General features: G+C 59.7%; 13 protein-coding genes. 6 read left to right on the forward strand and 7 right to left on the reverse strand.

Going from position 1 to position 16237, the window contains the following annotated elements; translation table 11 throughout:
- Positions 1–53 precede the first annotated feature (53 nt).
- Genes NKI47_RS16965 through NKI47_RS16975 form a run of 3 tightly spaced genes read left to right on the forward strand, consistent with a single transcriptional unit; the run spans position 54 to position 7111 of the window.
- Positions 54–857, forward strand: a complete 804-nt coding sequence (locus tag NKI47_RS16965) for an ASCH domain-containing protein (RefSeq protein ID WP_352591835.1) — start codon at positions 54–56, stop codon at positions 855–857.
- Complete coding sequence (locus NKI47_RS16970; RefSeq protein ID WP_502898041.1) at positions 850–3741, forward strand: DUF1156 domain-containing protein; 2892 nt, start codon at positions 850–852, stop codon at positions 3739–3741. The genes NKI47_RS16965 and NKI47_RS16970 overlap by 8 nt, the downstream gene beginning before the upstream one ends.
- A gap of 25 nt (positions 3742–3766) precedes the next feature.
- Entirely contained in the window at positions 3767–7111 is a 3345-nt protein-coding gene (locus NKI47_RS16975; protein ID WP_352591838.1) for a DUF499 family protein, read from the forward strand.
- Positions 7112–7390: 279 nt separating this feature from the next.
- On the opposite strand, the gene NKI47_RS16980 is transcribed toward NKI47_RS16975, so the two are convergent.
- The 7 genes from NKI47_RS16980 to NKI47_RS17010 form a co-directional block, all read right to left on the reverse strand.
- Entirely contained in the window at positions 7391–7762 is a 372-nt protein-coding gene (locus tag NKI47_RS16980; RefSeq protein WP_352591841.1) for a DUF4087 domain-containing protein, read from the reverse strand.
- Positions 7763–7848: 86 nt separating this feature from the next.
- Positions 7849–8349, reverse strand: a complete 501-nt coding sequence (locus NKI47_RS16985) for a hypothetical protein (protein ID WP_156937407.1) — start codon at positions 8347–8349, stop codon at positions 7849–7851.
- A gap of 117 nt (positions 8350–8466) precedes the next feature.
- A complete protein-coding gene (locus NKI47_RS16990; protein WP_023678958.1) occupies positions 8467–8874 on the reverse strand; it encodes a lysozyme inhibitor LprI family protein in 408 nt (135 codons plus the stop codon).
- A 100-nt stretch (positions 8875–8974) separates the two neighbouring features.
- Positions 8975–11278 (reverse strand): lysozyme inhibitor LprI family protein, encoded by a 2304-nt coding sequence (locus NKI47_RS16995; RefSeq protein ID WP_352591844.1) that lies wholly within the window; start codon positions 11276–11278, stop codon positions 8975–8977.
- A gap of 38 nt (positions 11279–11316) precedes the next feature.
- Complete coding sequence (locus NKI47_RS17000; protein WP_352591847.1) at positions 11317–12252, reverse strand: PDZ domain-containing protein; 936 nt, start codon at positions 12250–12252, stop codon at positions 11317–11319.
- A gap of 181 nt (positions 12253–12433) precedes the next feature.
- Positions 12434–12868, reverse strand: a complete 435-nt coding sequence (locus tag NKI47_RS17005; RefSeq protein ID WP_352591850.1) for a hypothetical protein — start codon at positions 12866–12868, stop codon at positions 12434–12436.
- A gap of 28 nt (positions 12869–12896) precedes the next feature.
- Positions 12897–13286, reverse strand: a complete 390-nt coding sequence (locus NKI47_RS17010) for a hypothetical protein (protein WP_352575394.1) — start codon at positions 13284–13286, stop codon at positions 12897–12899.
- Positions 13287–13870: 584 nt separating this feature from the next.
- On the opposite strand from NKI47_RS17010, the gene NKI47_RS17015 reads away from it, so the two are divergent.
- The 3 genes from NKI47_RS17015 to NKI47_RS17025 all read left to right on the forward strand — a co-directional run bounded on the left by NKI47_RS17015 (position 13871) and on the right by NKI47_RS17025 (position 16204).
- Positions 13871–15160: an ABC transporter substrate-binding protein gene (locus NKI47_RS17015; protein WP_352591853.1), complete on the forward strand. Its 1290-nt coding sequence runs from the start codon at positions 13871–13873 to the stop codon at positions 15158–15160.
- 11 nt (positions 15161–15171) lie between these two features.
- Positions 15172–15849 carry a L,D-transpeptidase gene (locus NKI47_RS17020; protein WP_352591856.1) on the forward strand — a complete coding sequence of 226 codons (678 nt, stop codon included), beginning with the start codon at positions 15172–15174 and terminating at the stop codon, positions 15847–15849.
- A 136-nt stretch (positions 15850–15985) separates the two neighbouring features.
- Positions 15986–16204 carry a hypothetical protein gene (locus NKI47_RS17025; protein WP_352591859.1) on the forward strand — a complete coding sequence of 73 codons (219 nt, stop codon included), beginning with the start codon at positions 15986–15988 and terminating at the stop codon, positions 16202–16204.
- Positions 16205–16237 lie beyond the last annotated feature (33 nt).

Raw genomic sequence — 16237 nt, forward strand, 5'->3', positions numbered from 1 at the left:
GGACTTTGGGTGCGAGGCTCTCTAAGCCTTCGTGGAAATTGCAGGGGGAGCACTTGAAGGGACTGATCATAGACGAGCCGTGGATCGGCCTCATCCTCAAGGGTGAGAAGATCTGGGAGATGCGAAAAACAGCCTGCCATCACCGCGGGCCGGTTGCCCTTATCAGGAAGGGCAGTGGGGCGGTGGTTGGAACGGCTGAAGTGGCAGGTTCGCTGCCCTCCATCGAAACGCGAGATGCCTACGCTGCGGCCGAGCAACACCACCGCATCCCCCTTGCTCGACAGGAGATCGCATTCGATGACGGTTGGCGGACACCGTGGGTGCTGAGCAATGCGCAGGCGCTGCCGAAGCCAGTTCCCTACAAGCACCCTTATGGCGCGGTCATCTGGGTAAATCTGAGGGATGACGTGGTTGCGGCGATCCGGCCTGATGACGCGGCTGACAAACCTGCCGCCTCCACCCTGTCCGTTATTGCCGCCCAGCATCCCGTGGCCGCGAGAGCTCCACGCCCGCAATTGCGTCCTCACCTCGACCGCGGGCAGACAGGCTCCGTGCGTCTGGTCCGCGTGACCGGTGGCAATCTCCGCAACAACCACCTCTACCTGCCGCTCGATTTCTTTCCGAAGGATGCGATCGGCGGCAGCAACAAGTCCGAACTCGCCAAGCGGACGATCTCAATAGCGTTCGTCCCCGGCCAGAGGGTCGAGACCGACATTGATGGAACCAAGCGGATCTTGCGAGCGCGTTCTCCGGTGGCGGATTTCTTTGCCCGCACCGGGATGAAGGACGGCGACGCGGTTCGGATCGCCAGGGTCGAGCCATACAGATATGAAATCGCAAAGGTCGAAGATGCCTGACCCCACCGTGGCGATGCCCCGCAAAAAGCTTATCGAAGTCTCGATCCCCCTGGAGGCCATCAACAAGGCGTCTGCAAGGGAGAAATCGATCCGTCACGGCCATCCCTCGACGTTGCATCTATGGTGGGCAAGGCGGCCGCTGGCCGCTTGCCGGGCGGTGCTGTTTGCGCAACTCGTCGATGACCCGTCCTCCTGGCCGGACCGGTTTCCGACCGAAGAGATGCAGGAGGCCGAGCGCAGGCGGCTGCACAAGGTGATCGAGGACATGGTGCCGTGGGAAGCCTCGAACGACGAGACGATCTTGGATGCGGCGCGTTTCGAGATCGCACGTTCGGTCGCATGGGGCCTAGACGAAGAACCTCCTGCCAAGGGTGACGGCAAGGCGATCCTCGACTATCTCCAGACCAAGGCGCCGCCGGTCTATGATCCGTTTTCCGGCGGCGGCTCGATCCCGCTCGAAGCACAGCGGCTTGGCTTGCGCGCCTATGGCTCCGACCTCAATCCGGTCGCGGTGCTGATCGGCAAGGCGCTGGTCGAGATTCCGCCGAAATTTGGTGGGCGGCCGCCGGTGAATCCGAAGGCGAAAGCTGAACTGAAGCGCGGTGGCCGCTGGAACGGCAAGGGAGCGCAGGGGCTCGCCGAGGACGTGCGCTACTACGGCCAATGGATGCGCGACGAGGCGGAGAAGCGCATCGGCCATCTCTACCCGAAAGTAAAGCTGGAAGACGGATCGGAAGCGACTGTCATCGCTTGGCTGTGGGCGCGCACAGTTCGCTCGCCCGACCCGGCCGCGAAGGGCGCGATGGTTCCGCTCGTCTCCTCCTTCATGCTGTCCACCAAGGAGGGCCGGAAGGCTTGGGTCGAGCCGGTGATCGACGCCGCCGCGCCGCCAGACGGCTGGCGATTCGAGGTGAAGACAGGGAAGCTCTCCAAGTCGGATGAAGATCGACTGAAGAAAGGCACTATTGGCCGCAGCGAGGGCGGAACCTGCATCCTCTCCGGCTCTTCAATGTCATTCAGCTATGTTCGCGAACAAGGGCAGACGAACGGGCTCGGCGTCAGGCTTATGGCTGTAGTCGCCGAAGGCCAGAGGGCGCGCGTCTATCTTAGCCCGACGGAGGCGCAAGTCACGGCGGCTGAGAAGGCAAGACCTCAATGGGAGCCGGACGGCGAGTTGCCGAATAACCCCCGCGACTTCAAGACGCCGAACTACGGGATGCGGACCTTCGCATCGCTCTTCACCCCGCGCCAGCTTGTGGCCCTGACGACGTTTTCCGATCTGGTTTCCGAGGCGCGGGAGAAGGTGCTGGCCGATGCCCGCGATGCCGATCTTGCGGAGGACGATGCGCCGCTACATTCGGGCAGTACGGGCGCAACCGCCTATGCGGACGCCATGGCGACGTATCTAGCGTTTGCGGTGAGCAAATCCTCAACGCGGTCCTGTTCCCTTGCTATCTGGGAGACTGGTATGGGGCGCTTGGCCGGAGCAATGGGCCGTCAAGCGCTTCCAATGCAATGGTCGTTTGCTGAAACCAACCCTTTGGCGGGAGCAGGCGGGGATATTGCGGGCACGGCTGTCTCAGTCGCCGAGAACTTGCAAAATCTTGGTTTTGGGTCGGTTGGCTCAATCAAGAACTTGGCCGCGCAAAAGAATAATTTCTCTGACCGACCCGTCGTTATCTCAACCGATCCGCCTTACTACGATAACATTGGCTATGCCGACCTCTCCGACTTTTTCTATGTCTGGCTCAAGCGATCACTTGCAAGAGTGTGGCCCGATCTCTTCCGCCGCCTTACTACGCCCAAGGACGAGGAACTTATTGCGACCCCATACCGCCATGACGGAAAGGCCGAGGCAGAAGCCTTCTTTATGAAGGGTATGGGCGAAGCGTTGATTGCAATGCGCAAGGCCGCGACGGATAGCGAGCCGCTGACGGTTTACTATGCCTTCAAGCAGTCCGAAGCGGCGGAGGAGGGTATTACGTCGGCAGGATGGGCTTCCTTCTTGCAGGCTGTTGTAGACGCAGGGCTGGCCGTGGACGGAACCTGGCCGGTGAGAACCGAGGCAACTAATGCTCTCAAGGCGGGAATGAATGCTCTCGCCTCCTCCGTTGTCCTTGTCTGCCGCAAGCAGTCATCTGCCGCCGGCGTCGCCACCCGCGCCGAGTTCATCCGCATGCTGAAACGCGATCTGCCCGCCGCGATCGCGAAAATCCGCGTCGCCGGGGTCGGGCCAGTCGACATGCAACAATCGGTGATCGGCCCCGGCATGGGCGTCTTCACGCGCTTTAAGGAAGTGCTGGAGGACGACGACAGTGTCATGCCGGTCAAGACCGCGCTTTCGGTCATCAATCGCGTCTGGGAAGAGATCGACAACGAGATCGTCGCCAGTTTTGACCCCGAGACCCAGGTTGCGCTCACCTGGTTCGGCTCCTACGGTTTCGACGCACGAGCCTCGGGCGAACTGATCGGCCTGGCGACGGCCAAGAACACGTCGATCAATTCGCTGTTTGGCTCCGATGTTTTCAAGGATCTGAAGGGCAAAGCGGCGTTGCGGCCGCGCGAGGAGCTTTCGGCCGCCTGGTCGCCGTCCAGCGACAGGACGCTGACGGTCTGGGAGTGCGTGCAGCATGTCGCCCGCGCATTGAACGACCCGGCAGGCGGCGCCCAGGCCACCGCGCATCTGATCGCCGAAATGGGACCGAAAGCTGCTGATGCCCGCGCTTTGCTCGACCGGCTGTTCAGGATAGCTACGGACAGGGGTTGGGCCGCCGAAGCGCTCGTCTACAACCAGTTGGCTGAAGAGTGGCCGCATCTTCTCGACCGTTCGGCGAACATCTCCGACGAACTGAGAACTGCGACGACAGGGGATTTGTTCGGCTGAACGCATTTGGCTAGGAGACGCGGGCATGACTAAGGAAAAAGAGACGCTGAGGCGCGTTCAGGACGGGCTGTTCCATCTGCAAAAGGCAATTCAACCCTTTATCGCCGAGCGCATGGAAGCCAAGCTCGGCAAGCGCTGGATCATGTTCGCCAGCCGCGCGCAGGGATCGGGCCCGCTCGACCCGCTGGACGGCTACGGCCTACTCAAAACCATGATCGACCAGTGGCGCGACGTCTTCGACGACGCCTTTGCGCGCAACGAGAAATTCAAGGTCCGCAATTTTCTCTCGACCGCCTTCGATGCCCGCAACGCCACCTCGCATCTGGCGCTGCCGCTGACCGACGCCGAGGCGCTGCGCTACCTCGATGCTATGGTCTGTCTTGCCCGCGCGGTGAAGGGGCCGAAGAAGGACATAGAAGAGATCGAAAAACTCTATGGCGAGCAGCGCCGTGACGACGTTGCCAAAGTGGATGCAGGCATCGCACCGGCCACGCCGGCGCCGGTGCCGGAAAAACCCGGCACGTTGTCGCTCGGCCTGGACGATGCTGAGACGCCGGCAGGCGCATTGCGGCCCTGGATCGAAATTGCCTTTCCACATCCGGACGTGCTCGCCAACCGCTACAAGCAATCGGAGTTCGCCGCTGACCTCGCCGCGGTCTATATGGGCCAGGCGAGCGACGACTACGCCACGCCCGAAAACTTCTTTCGCATCACCTTCCTGACCGAGGGCCTGCAGCGGGTACTTCGTACCGCGCTCGAACGTCTCACGGGCAGGGGCGGCGACCCGGTGCTGGGGCTTCAGACCTCGTTCGGCGGCGGCAAGACGCATACGATGCTTGCGCTCTATCACCTCGCCAATGCCACCGATCCTGCCGTGCTCGCGGGCGTCTCGGACATCGCGGACACGCTCGGCATCGATGACTGGAAGCCGGTGAAAACGGCTATTTTCGTCGGCACCGCCAAGGGCGTCGATTCCGCTTTGGTGCTGCGGGACGGTCCAAAGGTGCGCACGCTTTGGGGGTATATCGCCTGGCGGTTGGCGGGCAAGGACGGTTTGGAACTCGTGCGCGAGGCGGAGGCCGCCGGCACCAATCCGGGCTCGGAACTCATGGTCGAGGTCTTTCGCAAAGCTGGGCCGAGCGTGATCCTGCTCGACGAGGTCGTGGCGTTTGCCCGCCAGCTTCCCGACGAACGGTTCGAGGCCTTCCTGTCGTTCATCCAGTCGCTGACCGAAGCCGTCAAAATGCTTTCCAACGTCTTGCTTGTTGGCTCGCTGCCGGAAAGCAAGCTGGAGGCCGGCGGCGAAAAGGGCGTCGCTGCGCTGCAGCGGCTCGAAAAGGTATTTGGCCGCACCGGCTCGCCCTGGCTCGCCGCGCACGGCAACGAAACATACGAGATCGTCCGCCGCCGTCTGTTCCAGCAACTCGACGCGGAGGGCGAGAAGGCCCGCGACGAGACTGTCAAGGCGTTCCACGATTTTTATAGGAAGAACGCTGCGGAGTTCCCGGCCCATACCAAGGAAGCGCGCTATGCGGAGTTGCTGCGCCTTTCGTATCCGATCCACCCTGAACTCTTCGAGCGTCTGTCGAAGGATTGGTCCACCCTGCCGAATTTCCAGCGCACCCGCGGCGTGCTGCGGTTCATGGCGAACGTCGTCAGCGTGCTGTGGCAGGCGAGGGCGCGCGACCCGTTGATCCTGCCGGGGCGCGTGCCGATCGCCGACGAGCGCGTCAAGGCGAGTGTGATCTACCCGCTGGACCCCGCCTATTCGGCTGTCGTCGACAGCGAGGTCGACGGCGAAGGATCGCTGCCCGCCCGGATGGAAGCCAATCCGTCACGGCGCCTGTCGCAAGCTCGGGCCGCGACGCGGACCACGCGCTCGATCTTCCTCTGCTCCGCACCCACGGTCGGTCAGCCACATGCCGGACTCAGCGGTCAGGCGATCCGCCTTGCCGCCGCCGAACCCGGCGACCAGATCGCCATATTCGGCGAGGCGCTTCGTGAGTTGCACGAGCGCGCCACCTACCTGTACGAGGAAGCAGGCCGTTATTGGTTTTCCACCCAACCGACCCTGAACCGGCTCGCCGATGAACGCGCCACCGCCTTGCCAGCCCATGAAGTCGACGCCGAGATCCTTCGCGTCCTGATCACCGAGGCCGGCAGCAAGGCCAATTTCGCGCGCGTGCATGCGGCGCCTGACGATCCGGCCACCGTCGACGAAGCCGCTGCCCTCTCGCTCGTCCTCCTCGGTCCCGCGTCCACGCACACGAGGGCCGCAAAGAGTTCGCCCGCGATCGATGCCGCAACCGATGCGCTGACACGCTGCCGGACCTCCCAGCGGCGCTATCGGAACACGCTGATCTTTGCGGCACCAGACGAGGCGTTGCTCGCGACCGCGCGGGAAGTGGTGCGCAAGGCGCTGGCCTGGGCGTCCATCAACAACGACAGGACCATACAGGGGCAGTTGACGCAGGCGCAGGCCGCCGACGTGAAGGAGAAGGCGAAGTCGCATCAAGAGGCCGCGGAAAAAGCTGTGCGTTCGGCCTGGACGCATATCCTCTACGCCGAAAAGGATGAGGCCAAGCTCGACGGCAGGCCGTTCGAAATCGAGCAGACGACGCTGATGGCGAAGGATCGCCCGTCAATCGCCGCGTCGATCTACGAAAAGATCTCGCCGCGCGGAGACAGCATCGTCAAGGACACGCTCGGCCCGAAGATGCTCATGGCGAAGCTGGACAGCCTATGGCCGGTCGACAAGGCGCATCTTGCGATCGCCGACCTGCGTGAATGGTTTGCGTCCTATGTTTACCTGCCGAAGCTGCGCGATCCGGCCGTGCTCGAAAGCGCGATCGCCGAAGGTGTTTCGAGCGCCGATCCGCTCTTCGGCTATGCCGACGGATATGACGAGGCGACGGGGCAATACGTCGGGCCGGTTTATGCAAAGCTGGCGCCAACGAGCTTTTCACCCGGTGCAGTGATTGTCAGAAAGGACGTAGCGGCAGCACAGGCTCAAAAGGCGGTAAGCGGGCCTGGTCCGACGACTGTTGGACTGACCACCAGTGGCCCGACCACCACAATCGCACCCGGCATCGGCGGACCTGAAACGCCTCCGCCCGCTCCCGGTTCGCGCCAGCCGGCCCGCTTCTATGGCTCTGTCGAGATTGACATGGTGCGGCCCGTAAAGTCCTTCGACACGATCCTCAACGCCGTCGTGATGGAACTGCAGCGGACGCAAGGGGCGAAGGTCAAGCTCACCCTGGAGATTGCGGCAGAAGCGCCTGGGGGGTTTCCTGACAGCGAGGTGAGCGTCGTCCGCGACAACGCGAAGCAGCTTAAGTTCAAGGCAGAATCGACCGGCTTTGAAGAGTGATCGTTCTATTCGGCCATTCGAAATGCCAACGCTTGGCCTGTAACAGACTCTGTGATAGTCGAGTCATTGACTGTGGCTAAGTTGATTAGCAAAATCAGCAGGTTACGGTGCCAGCAGATTTAGACGTGCGAGTCCTCTTCTGGGCACCAAATTCCCGTTTCGAACCGATTGATGCGGTTTCAGAGACCCAAGAAAAAGCCCGGTTTGCCGGGCTTTTTCTTGATCCAATGCTCTAGGCTGCCCTACCGTCAGCCATGGCATCCACAAGATATCTAATAACTATCCGTCCGGGTTAGGCAGCGATCTGTCGTTGCGACAGCGCAGCAGCGGAAGGATTTGGCCCGAGATCACTCTGGTGATCTTCTGTTGCTTGGCGTTGGTTACGACGTTCATGCACGCACATCCGTAGCCGTGACCCGAACCAGGCACATTGGTCTCGACGAATTGCCGCTCGTCAAAGGCCGGCACATTGTCGATGCCTTTGGGATCCGGTCGTCCCTGCATCTGGATCCACCAATCCCCGTCACTGTCGGTCAGGACGAGGTTGCCGGGTGTCGGGCTGGAGTACCAACCACAACGGCGCTCGGCATGGGCGGTCGCAGGCAAGGACATGATGACCAGGCCGAAACAGATAGCGAACAGCGGGCGCATGAGAATCTTTGCCTCCCTGAAGTAAGCAGGTCATGCCGCGAGTAATGTACGTTGGCGCCGGTGGCGAGGCGCATGATTTGTAAGCCTTATGGCTTCAACTTCGTGTCCACATGTTCTTCGATCAATCCGCAATGAAGCGTCACAGTCTTCCTTTGGGCATCGCCTAGTGGACCGTCGATGAAGTCGCAGCTGAGCAGATTGTCCGGACTGCTCTTGCGCGCCGACGCAACGTTGACGTTGACCTCGGGAGGGCCGGCAAGCCAATCGAGACGCTTCGTGTCGACCTTTGTGCCGCTGATGTGAGCGTGGCCCGCTGTACCCGGTATCTCCACCTCTTCGTCCTGCGGCGTGAGATCGATCTGGCCGATTTCGTTTACACGCTTCTCGGCGCTCCTCTTCGGGTCGCCGTAATAGGAGGCGAAGACAACGATCCGCTCCTTTTCAGCCGCGAGCTTGGCGGCTGCCTTTTTGGAAAGCGTGACGTTGATGTCGAAGCTCATGTCAGTCTGGGCTGTTGCCGGCACGACACATGCCAACAGTACAGATGCCGCAATTGTCAATGCGAGCGACGATCCATAGCGTTTCATAATCCACCTCCCTCAAGTCCCTCACGCAATGATGATGCCCCTCGCATCCTTTCATGTCTGGCGGCGACATCACGCTCGCCGCCGACATCATCGTGATCAGATCAGCTGTGGCACGTGTCAGTTCGCGGCCGGAACAGGGCAGCTCATGTCGCCTTCCTGGCATTTCAGATAGCCTTCGAAACCTTTGACACGGGATTGCGTCAGGCCGTCCATGCACTGCGCGATGAGCATTGGCATCATGCTTCCTCCGGCCGCGCCTGCGGTCTGGAAACTGCACTCCGCGTCGCGAAACTTGCCCCAATCCCGCTGTGCCTGAACAAGAAGCTTCTTGGTATCCGCATCGTCCTTCAGGCGGGCTTCGATCTGCTTGTAAAGCTCATTGAGCTTCTTGTCGGATTTTTGGAACTCGGCACCGAAGCACTGGTTCATGGTGGCCTGATCCTTGGCATCGGCGCACTTGTCCTTGGCAAGGGCGAATGTCGGCGCAGCCAGAACCACGGCAGCAGTCAGTATCGCGATTTTCATCGATTTCCCTTTCCGGTTGCAGTCAAGCTCTTAAGTTGCTCAGCCCCGCCCTATGTTCTCGTCAGCTGTCCGTTATTGCCACGATCGGCCCATGGCCTGATTATCTGGTTTTCATTGGATCAGCTTTGCCACCTTCGGCGACCGTGACGTTGCCGACCTTTCCTGAGCCGGTCAGCGTGCCGCCCTCCTTGACCATGACTTCGCCGGAGACCTCTCCGTCAACGACAAGCAGTCCCGAGACGGAAACGTCACCGGTCAAAGAGCCGGTCACGTGCAACTCCGCTCCCGCCGCCACTTCCGTCATGCCCGAATATTTGTTCTTGCCGCTCAGCGTCAGCTTGCCACCGGCGACCACGAGGCCGCCGCTGTCGCCGGCGTCATCATAGTTCGCGATGGTTCCATCAAATTGCCCGTCGGCTTCTGTCAGGATCAGTCTGCCCGCACCCAGATAGACCTCGCCTTTACCGCTAAGGGTGCGAATGGCCGTATCGTTCATGGAGTGCGCCACTCCCCAGGGCTTCAGGTAGTTTCCTTTCTGATCAATGTTGAGCACACCGTCGACCATGACGCGCGAGGAATGCTCGATGCTGCCCGGCCCGGCCAGAGTAAGATACCCATCGGCCGCGATATGGGTTGTGCCGGTGTAGGTATTGGCCCCGGTCATACGCACGTCCGCATCCTTCTCGATCGTGAAGTCGCCGGCGCCGGAGATGATGCCGGCCAGTCCGAGCCATCCTTTGCTTCCAGCATCGCTGGTCGCGCGATTCAGCTGCACTTGATCCTCGGCAGCCGCGTCTGTGGTAAAGTTAGCAGCGCTGACAAAATAGGGTGAATATGCGGTCGTCTTGTTCTCCAGATCATACATTACGGAATTTGACTGGAAGAAGGGTAGCCCGACAACAACTCCATTGCCCCCCTCCTCATCGCTTTGTCGATCCATAACGACATCGCTGTATTCCTTGTTGTTGAAACTATCTTCAAATCCCAAAATCTTAAAATCGACTACCGTATAATCATATTCATCAAGCTTAAATCCTTTCGAGCGAAGCTTATTAAAAAAGCCTTCTGTGGTGATACCGAGAAAGGTCGACGATCCAGTATCCAATAAAACAGGTCCACTGAAATCAACCGATTGCTTCTTTCCCTTATAGTCAAAAGAAATTGTATAATGGTAAGACCCTTCGTAGTGATTGGATGCGTTCGCGCCTGATCGCGGGAATCGTCTCTGGCGGAATTCATAATCCAGTTCGCCCCAGGGCATCAGGGCCGTAAACTGGGATCTCAGACTGGGGGACAAATTCAGCGTCAGGCAGGGAGCGCAGCCCGGTGTCGTCTTCTTTCCAAGATTTGCATTGGCCGAGACCACATAGCCGCTTTGTGTCTGACTGGCGGGAGCGGCGGCCTCGTCCCCCTCATCGAGAAAATCGCCGGCTCCAAAGACACCGTAAAACGTCGTCGAACCACCGGGTTCGCCATTCTGCATGCTCTTGCGCGCATTAAGATCCGCATAGACCGGCGTATCGCCGCGGTGGCCAACGGGCTTTTGCGTCAATTTCATATCCTTGAGATAGCCGAAACTCTTGGTGAAGACGTAATCCACCACCCGACCGGCGCCATAGCCACCGTCGAAGGTTACGACAGGCTGCGAGGGATCATCCGGATCGTAATAGGACAGGCTGTCGAACCGGACCTGCTGTACCCAATCTCCATAGGTGCCGTCTCCATAGGCGTACATTTCGGGCTTGCTGCCGTGCACCGGCTCTACGCCAGGGACACTCGAATCGATCTCGGCGTTGAACTCATCCGACCCCGTGTCGAATTCGAACAGACGAGGCTTGGCACCATTGATGCCCAACGCAATCCCGAGATTGTGATAAACGACGTCAGCGCTTCCGTGGCCCCTAACATGTTGCAACGGAATAGTTATCGGGTCGGCAGCCTGGGCAAGGCCGGCCTGGCCGTTCTCATCGGCCACGGCAGGTACGGCATGTGATGTGTTCGCTGCCGGAACGGGGCAACTCGCATCGCCTTCCCTGCATTTCAGGTAACCCTCGAAATCTTTGACACGGGATTGCGTCAGGCTGTCCATGCACTCCGCGATGAGCATTGGCATCACGCTTCCTCCAGCCGCTCCCGCGGTCTGGAAACTGCACTCGGCGTCGCGAAATTTGACCCAATCCCGCTGTGCTTGAACGAGAAGCGTCCTGGTATCCGCGTCGTCGTTCAGGCGGGTTTCGATCTGCTGGTAAAGCTCGTTGAGCTTCTTGTCGGATTTCTTGGACGCGGCATCGGCGCACTCGTTCGGGTCGGCCTGGTCCTTGGCGGCGTCGTAGCATTTGTCCTGGGCAAATGCGAAAGCCGGCATGGCCAGAACGATGGCAGCGGTCAGCATCGCGGTTTTCATCGATTGTCCTCGGTCTAGAACTGCCGGCATGGTCGCCGCTAGTTGGCATCGTCATCGTCCGATCCGTCAGCGTCGTTACTGTCATCCGACGCATCGTCATTACTGTCGGTGCTGTTTTCGTCTTCACCATCTGCCGACGGGTCGTCATCGTCATTCTGATCGCTGGAATCGTCCTGATCATCGGAATCATTGTTGTCAGTGCTGTCATCCGACGCATCGTCATCCGTGCTATCGTCGTCGGTGTCGGTGCTGTTCTTGTCATCATCACCGTCCGTTGAGTTTTCATCGTCGTTCTGATCGCTCGAATCGTCCTGATCGGAACTGTTGTCGTCGGCACTGTCGGCCGGGCTATTGTCGTCAGTGTCGGTGCTGGTATCGTCGTCGTCAGCATCGGGAGAAGACACATTTGCGTCCGGATTGGCGTCGCCAGGCTGCGAGTCGTCCTCGCGATAGCTCGTGTCATTGAGGCCCGTCTCCATCTCGTCGTCATACTCATCGACGATCTGCGTCCACTCCTCTCGATTGTCGACGCTCGTCCATTGCGAGATATTGTTCACCGAGATGTTGGTGTTGAAGTTGTTGACGGTGATGTTGGTGTTGACCTCGACGACGTCTGTGACTTCTGTCCCGCGGTTCACGCCAAACAGGAAACTGGTGGCACTCACGGCAAGGGCGGCCCAAACGAGTCTGTCGACGTCGCCCGGCGCCGAAATCGGTTGATGCCGCACTGTGGCAAGCACGTCACCCGGTCGGATACCTTGCCGCGCGGCAATGCCATGGGGTGCAACAGCCAGGACATACACGCCGCGAAGTTTTGGCGGGATCTGGTAGCGGTGCCGAGAGGCGTGATTGATCGGTATCAGAACCGCATCAAGAGCCCGGGAGACGTAGGGTTTCGGCAGATCATACTTGCTGGCATGCGCAATATTGATCGTTTGCGGGACGGCTACGCTTACGACGGCCGTCATTTTCACTGACGTTGCCAATGCACGGGCGAACTGTACGATCAGTCTGGATTTTCGAAGACTTCGCATTTTCCACATCCTGCAGCTGATGAACCTATGTCCCAGATGCCCGGCGCCCGGAGCGCTCCCCCGCTAGTTGTTCTCCTCCTGCACCAACGGCGTGCGCGGCAATCTCCAGCGATCATCACCGTCATTCCGTAACTGTCTCGGCAAAACACTTTGCCAGGTCTTGCGGCGCTCCGAGCTTCTTCGCCCAGGATACCAGTTCAGGTTTCTCCGACGGCTCGGCATAGCCGCCCCATACGTCGCGAAACTGCTTCTTTCCGTCGACTGTCTGGAAGAACATCACGCCGTCGTCGCTCACCGGCGTGGAGACGTAGGCGGCGCTCCAGCTGCCGCTCTCCATGATCGTGAAGAACTTTGCCTGAGCGGGCTTGAACTTATTGGTCATCGCCGAGACGACGAGAGGGGCATATTCCTGCTTGCGCGCCTTCGTCACTTCGACCTTTATACCGTCACAGGCGTTATTCGCAGCGAAAGCGGACGTCAGCGTCATTCCCAGCCCCGTGAGGCCGACCATAACGATTTTGGCATGTCGCCGGACCAGGCCGCTGAATTCAGACATGATTGGCTTCCTCCTTGTTCGCCCCCCCTTAATCGGAATCGTCATCGTTCGATGAACTGTCATCGTCCGGTGTATCGACCTCGCAGCCGATGCCGCGGCAGCCTTGGTAGTTGCCTTGCGTATCGAAGTTGGGATTGCCTTCTCTGTCGTACTGCGGTCTGTCGTCGATACTTTGATCCCCGTCATCAGGATCGTCGACTTTACATCCGAGCCCATGGCAGCCGATGTAACGGCCCCTGGTATCGAAGTTGGGATTGCCGTTCCTGTCGAACTGCGGCCGGTCGTCTATCTTCCGGCTCCCTTTATGGGACCGATCAACCAGGCAGCCCTTTCCGCGACAACCATCGTAGTCGTCGGTGGTACAACCGACGATCGCCATCAAAGCAGTGGCCAAGGCCGCACAGATTACGAGTTTCATGATTCATTCCTCCGACTGGCTGCCGGCGGACATCGTCCATATCGGAAGGCCATTGCAGGCGGCGATCCCCGCTTTTGCCGCGAAGGCTGGCGCCAATCGGAGGAGGGCAAAGCTTCGCCGGCCATCAAACGAGAGCCAGGCTGTGGGCGATGCATTCGACGACTTAGCCGACGGTTGCCGTAATCTCTTACGTGGGAGGGAACGCTCCCAGCGGGGGCCGCCGCATTAGCGAGTGTCAATATTCCTCTCCATGCTTAGTGCCCCGTCCGCCCAAGCATGTTTCAACGATCCGCTGACGCGGCTGTGCTTCCAAGAAATGCATCCGAGGCAGCCTATGACAAGGACAAATCCCAATATCGCAGGATTGAATTTTGCAAATGCTTAATAATTCGGAATCAGCACGGGCTATCTTAGCAGATACTGAAATGTGATCAGTAGCAAGATTCAGGGATGCTTCCTTAGTTTTGTTCTCATTAAGCCGAGCTAGTACAAGTAATATTCTATGTTGTTGTGAATTTTGCGCCAGCTCTACAAAAAAGGCGCGACGATACCACATCTTATACAATCTCCCTAATCGCGATCTATTGTGGTATTTTTTCGAACCCAGCCAACCGTTGCGAGGGCCGAAAGAAACGCGCCCCTTTGCCCGACTTTTCAACGCTGCGGCGTGCCAAATAGGGGCGCAGTGGGGGCGCCGCGGCCGCGTTGTGGGCATCTTCCCAGTCGGATTGTCATCGGGTAGCGTGCAGGGGCGGCACGTGAAGGCGCTCTCTTTGGCGAATGCACTGCTGCACCTTCAGCAGTTGCCCGTCAGAAGATGGGGCTGGTGTCACAACCAGGTGCTTGCCGCGACAGATTGTTCCCGTCGCGGTTCATTTCAGCACCGAAGCGAGGGGGAAGAGATGCACAACCGATTTCGGCAGTGCCTGCGGAAAGTGTCGCTGGCGGCATTGACGATGCTGGCGCTAAACATCCCGGTCCACGCGGCTGATCTCGTCATTGCAATGCCGAACTGGCCGTCGGGCCAGGCGACGGCAAATATCCTCAAGGTCAGCCTGAAGGAAAATTTCGGGCTCGATGCCGACGTGCGCGAGATGGGGACGCTTATTGCCTTTGCCGGTCTCAATTCGGGTGAGGTGGATATTCATCCCGAAATCTGGCTGCCCAATCTGGACAATCTGGTGAAGAAGTATGTGGACGGGGCCGGCACGGTGGCCATCAGCCCCATTGGAGTGCCGGCCTGGCAAGGCATTTGCGCGACGCGTGAGGCAGCCGACAAATTTGGAATTCACGACGTTTCCGACCTCAGCGATACGAAGAAAACCGCCGCGTTGGATACTGATGGCGACGGACGTGGCGAACTCTGGATCGGCGCTGAGGGTTGGTCCTCGACCGCTATCGAGCGCGTCCGCGCCAACAGCTATGGTTATGCCAAGACGATGACCTTGCTGGAGACGCCCGAGGATGCCGGAATGGCGGCTGTCGATGCCGCGGTCGCCACGGATCATCCAATGGTGTTTGCCTGCTACGCGCCGCACTACGTCTTTGAGCTGCACGACATTGTCCGGCTTACCGAGCCGCCCTTTGATCCGGCAAAGTGGAAGATCGTGCTGCCGTCAGAAGATCCGCTCTGGGTCTCGAAGTCCAGCGCGCCGGTATCATGGGATACCGCACATTTCCATATCGCCTACGCCACCTCGCTGCGCAATAAATATCCGAAGGTGGTGGCGTTCCTGGAACGGGTCGACCTGAGGCCCGAGGAAATCACCAAGATGAGTTATGCGCTCCAGGTAGAGCGTCAGGATCCTTACGAATACGCCAAACAATGGGTTGCCGCACAAGGCGCACGGGTGCACGGGTGGGCAAATCCATGAGCGGAAATCCTATGTTCGCGGAACCCGGCACCGTCCGGCGGCGCTCCCTCACGGCAGTCGTCGCCGCGGCGTTCGGTCTTGTCGCGGTGGCGGCGCTGGCTGCGGGAACACAGGTTTTCGACCCGAAAAGCCACAAATGGGTGGACTACGATCGCACCAAGGCGCGCAAATACTACGCCGCGCATAATGAGGTGCCCGAGGCATTTCGTCCGCAGATGGTCAAATTCCGCACCGCGGAAGTGCCAGGCACGATCATTATCGATGGCAATCAGCACTTTCTCTATCTTGTGCAGCCGGGTCAGCGGGCCATGCGCTACGGCATCGGCGTGGGCCGGGAAGGGTTTGGATGGGCCGGCATCGTGCGCGTCGGCCGCATGGCGGAGTGGCCGACCTGGACACCTCCGGCCGAAATGGTCGCTCGCGATCCGAAGGCGGTAAAATACGCCGGAGGCATGGAGGGAGGGCCCGACAACCCGCTCGGCGCAAGGGCGCTCTATCTCTATGAGCGCGACCAGGACACGATCTACCGGATCCACGGTACCCCGGAGCCTTGGACGATCGGGCTCGACGTGTCATCGGGGTGCATCCGTATGAGGAACGACGACATCGTCGATCTCGCATCCCGCGTCAAGGTTGGGGCCAAGGTCATCGTTCTCATGCAGGGGGCCGCCCTCTACAAAGGTGTATGAAGCGGCATTCGGAGAGGGACAAGCAATGTCGGGAAAAAATGCAGTGAGAACTTCGATCCGGGGGACAGCAATCGGATTCCTGGCTGGAGCCGTTAGCGCTTGTGTCAGCACGCCACCGCCGCCGCCTCAGGACCAGATGTCCAGGACGAAGGTCGAGACGGCCCCGGCGGACCTTCAACTGCTTTGCGCCAATGCGGTCGCCAAGGCGAGCGGTGTCGACAGCACGAAGATACTTCCGGTTTCATCGAGCAAGCTCGATTCCAAGACCTATCAGGTCGAACTCGATGCCAGTGGCAAGAAGACAAGCTGCCTCGTGGATACCGACGGCGACGTCAAATCGGTTGAGCCCGTCTGATCCGCTCTGGTCGACGAATTCGCAACCAACCTG

Origin of the sequence: Mesorhizobium sp. M0633, from assembly GCF_040320645.1 — a bacterium.
Classification (GTDB): Bacteria; Pseudomonadota; Alphaproteobacteria; order Rhizobiales; family Rhizobiaceae; genus Mesorhizobium.

Coding starts and splice junctions, on each gene's coding strand:
- NKI47_RS16980 (WP_352591841.1), bottom strand. CDS start 7,762: ATGCGCCCGCTGTTCGCTATCTGTTTCGGCCTGGTCATCATGTCCTTG.
- NKI47_RS17010 (WP_352575394.1), bottom strand. CDS start 13,286: ATGAAACTCGTAATCTGTGCGGCCTTGGCCACTGCTTTGATGGCGATC.
- NKI47_RS17020 (WP_352591856.1), top strand. CDS start 15,172: ATGTTCGCGGAACCCGGCACCGTCCGGCGGCGCTCCCTCACGGCAGTC.
- NKI47_RS16995 (WP_352591844.1), bottom strand. CDS start 11,278: ATGAAAACCGCGATGCTGACCGCTGCCATCGTTCTGGCCATGCCGGCT.
- NKI47_RS17025 (WP_352591859.1), top strand. CDS start 15,986: ATGTCCAGGACGAAGGTCGAGACGGCCCCGGCGGACCTTCAACTGCTT.
- NKI47_RS16975 (WP_352591838.1), top strand. CDS start 3,767: ATGACTAAGGAAAAAGAGACGCTGAGGCGCGTTCAGGACGGGCTGTTC.
- NKI47_RS16990 (WP_023678958.1), bottom strand. CDS start 8,874: ATGAAAATCGCGATACTGACTGCTGCCGTGGTTCTGGCTGCGCCGACA.
- NKI47_RS16970 (WP_502898041.1), top strand. CDS start 850: ATGCCTGACCCCACCGTGGCGATGCCCCGCAAAAAGCTTATCGAAGTC.
- NKI47_RS17005 (WP_352591850.1), bottom strand. CDS start 12,868: ATGTCTGAATTCAGCGGCCTGGTCCGGCGACATGCCAAAATCGTTATG.
- NKI47_RS16985 (WP_156937407.1), bottom strand. CDS start 8,349: ATGAAACGCTATGGATCGTCGCTCGCATTGACAATTGCGGCATCTGTA.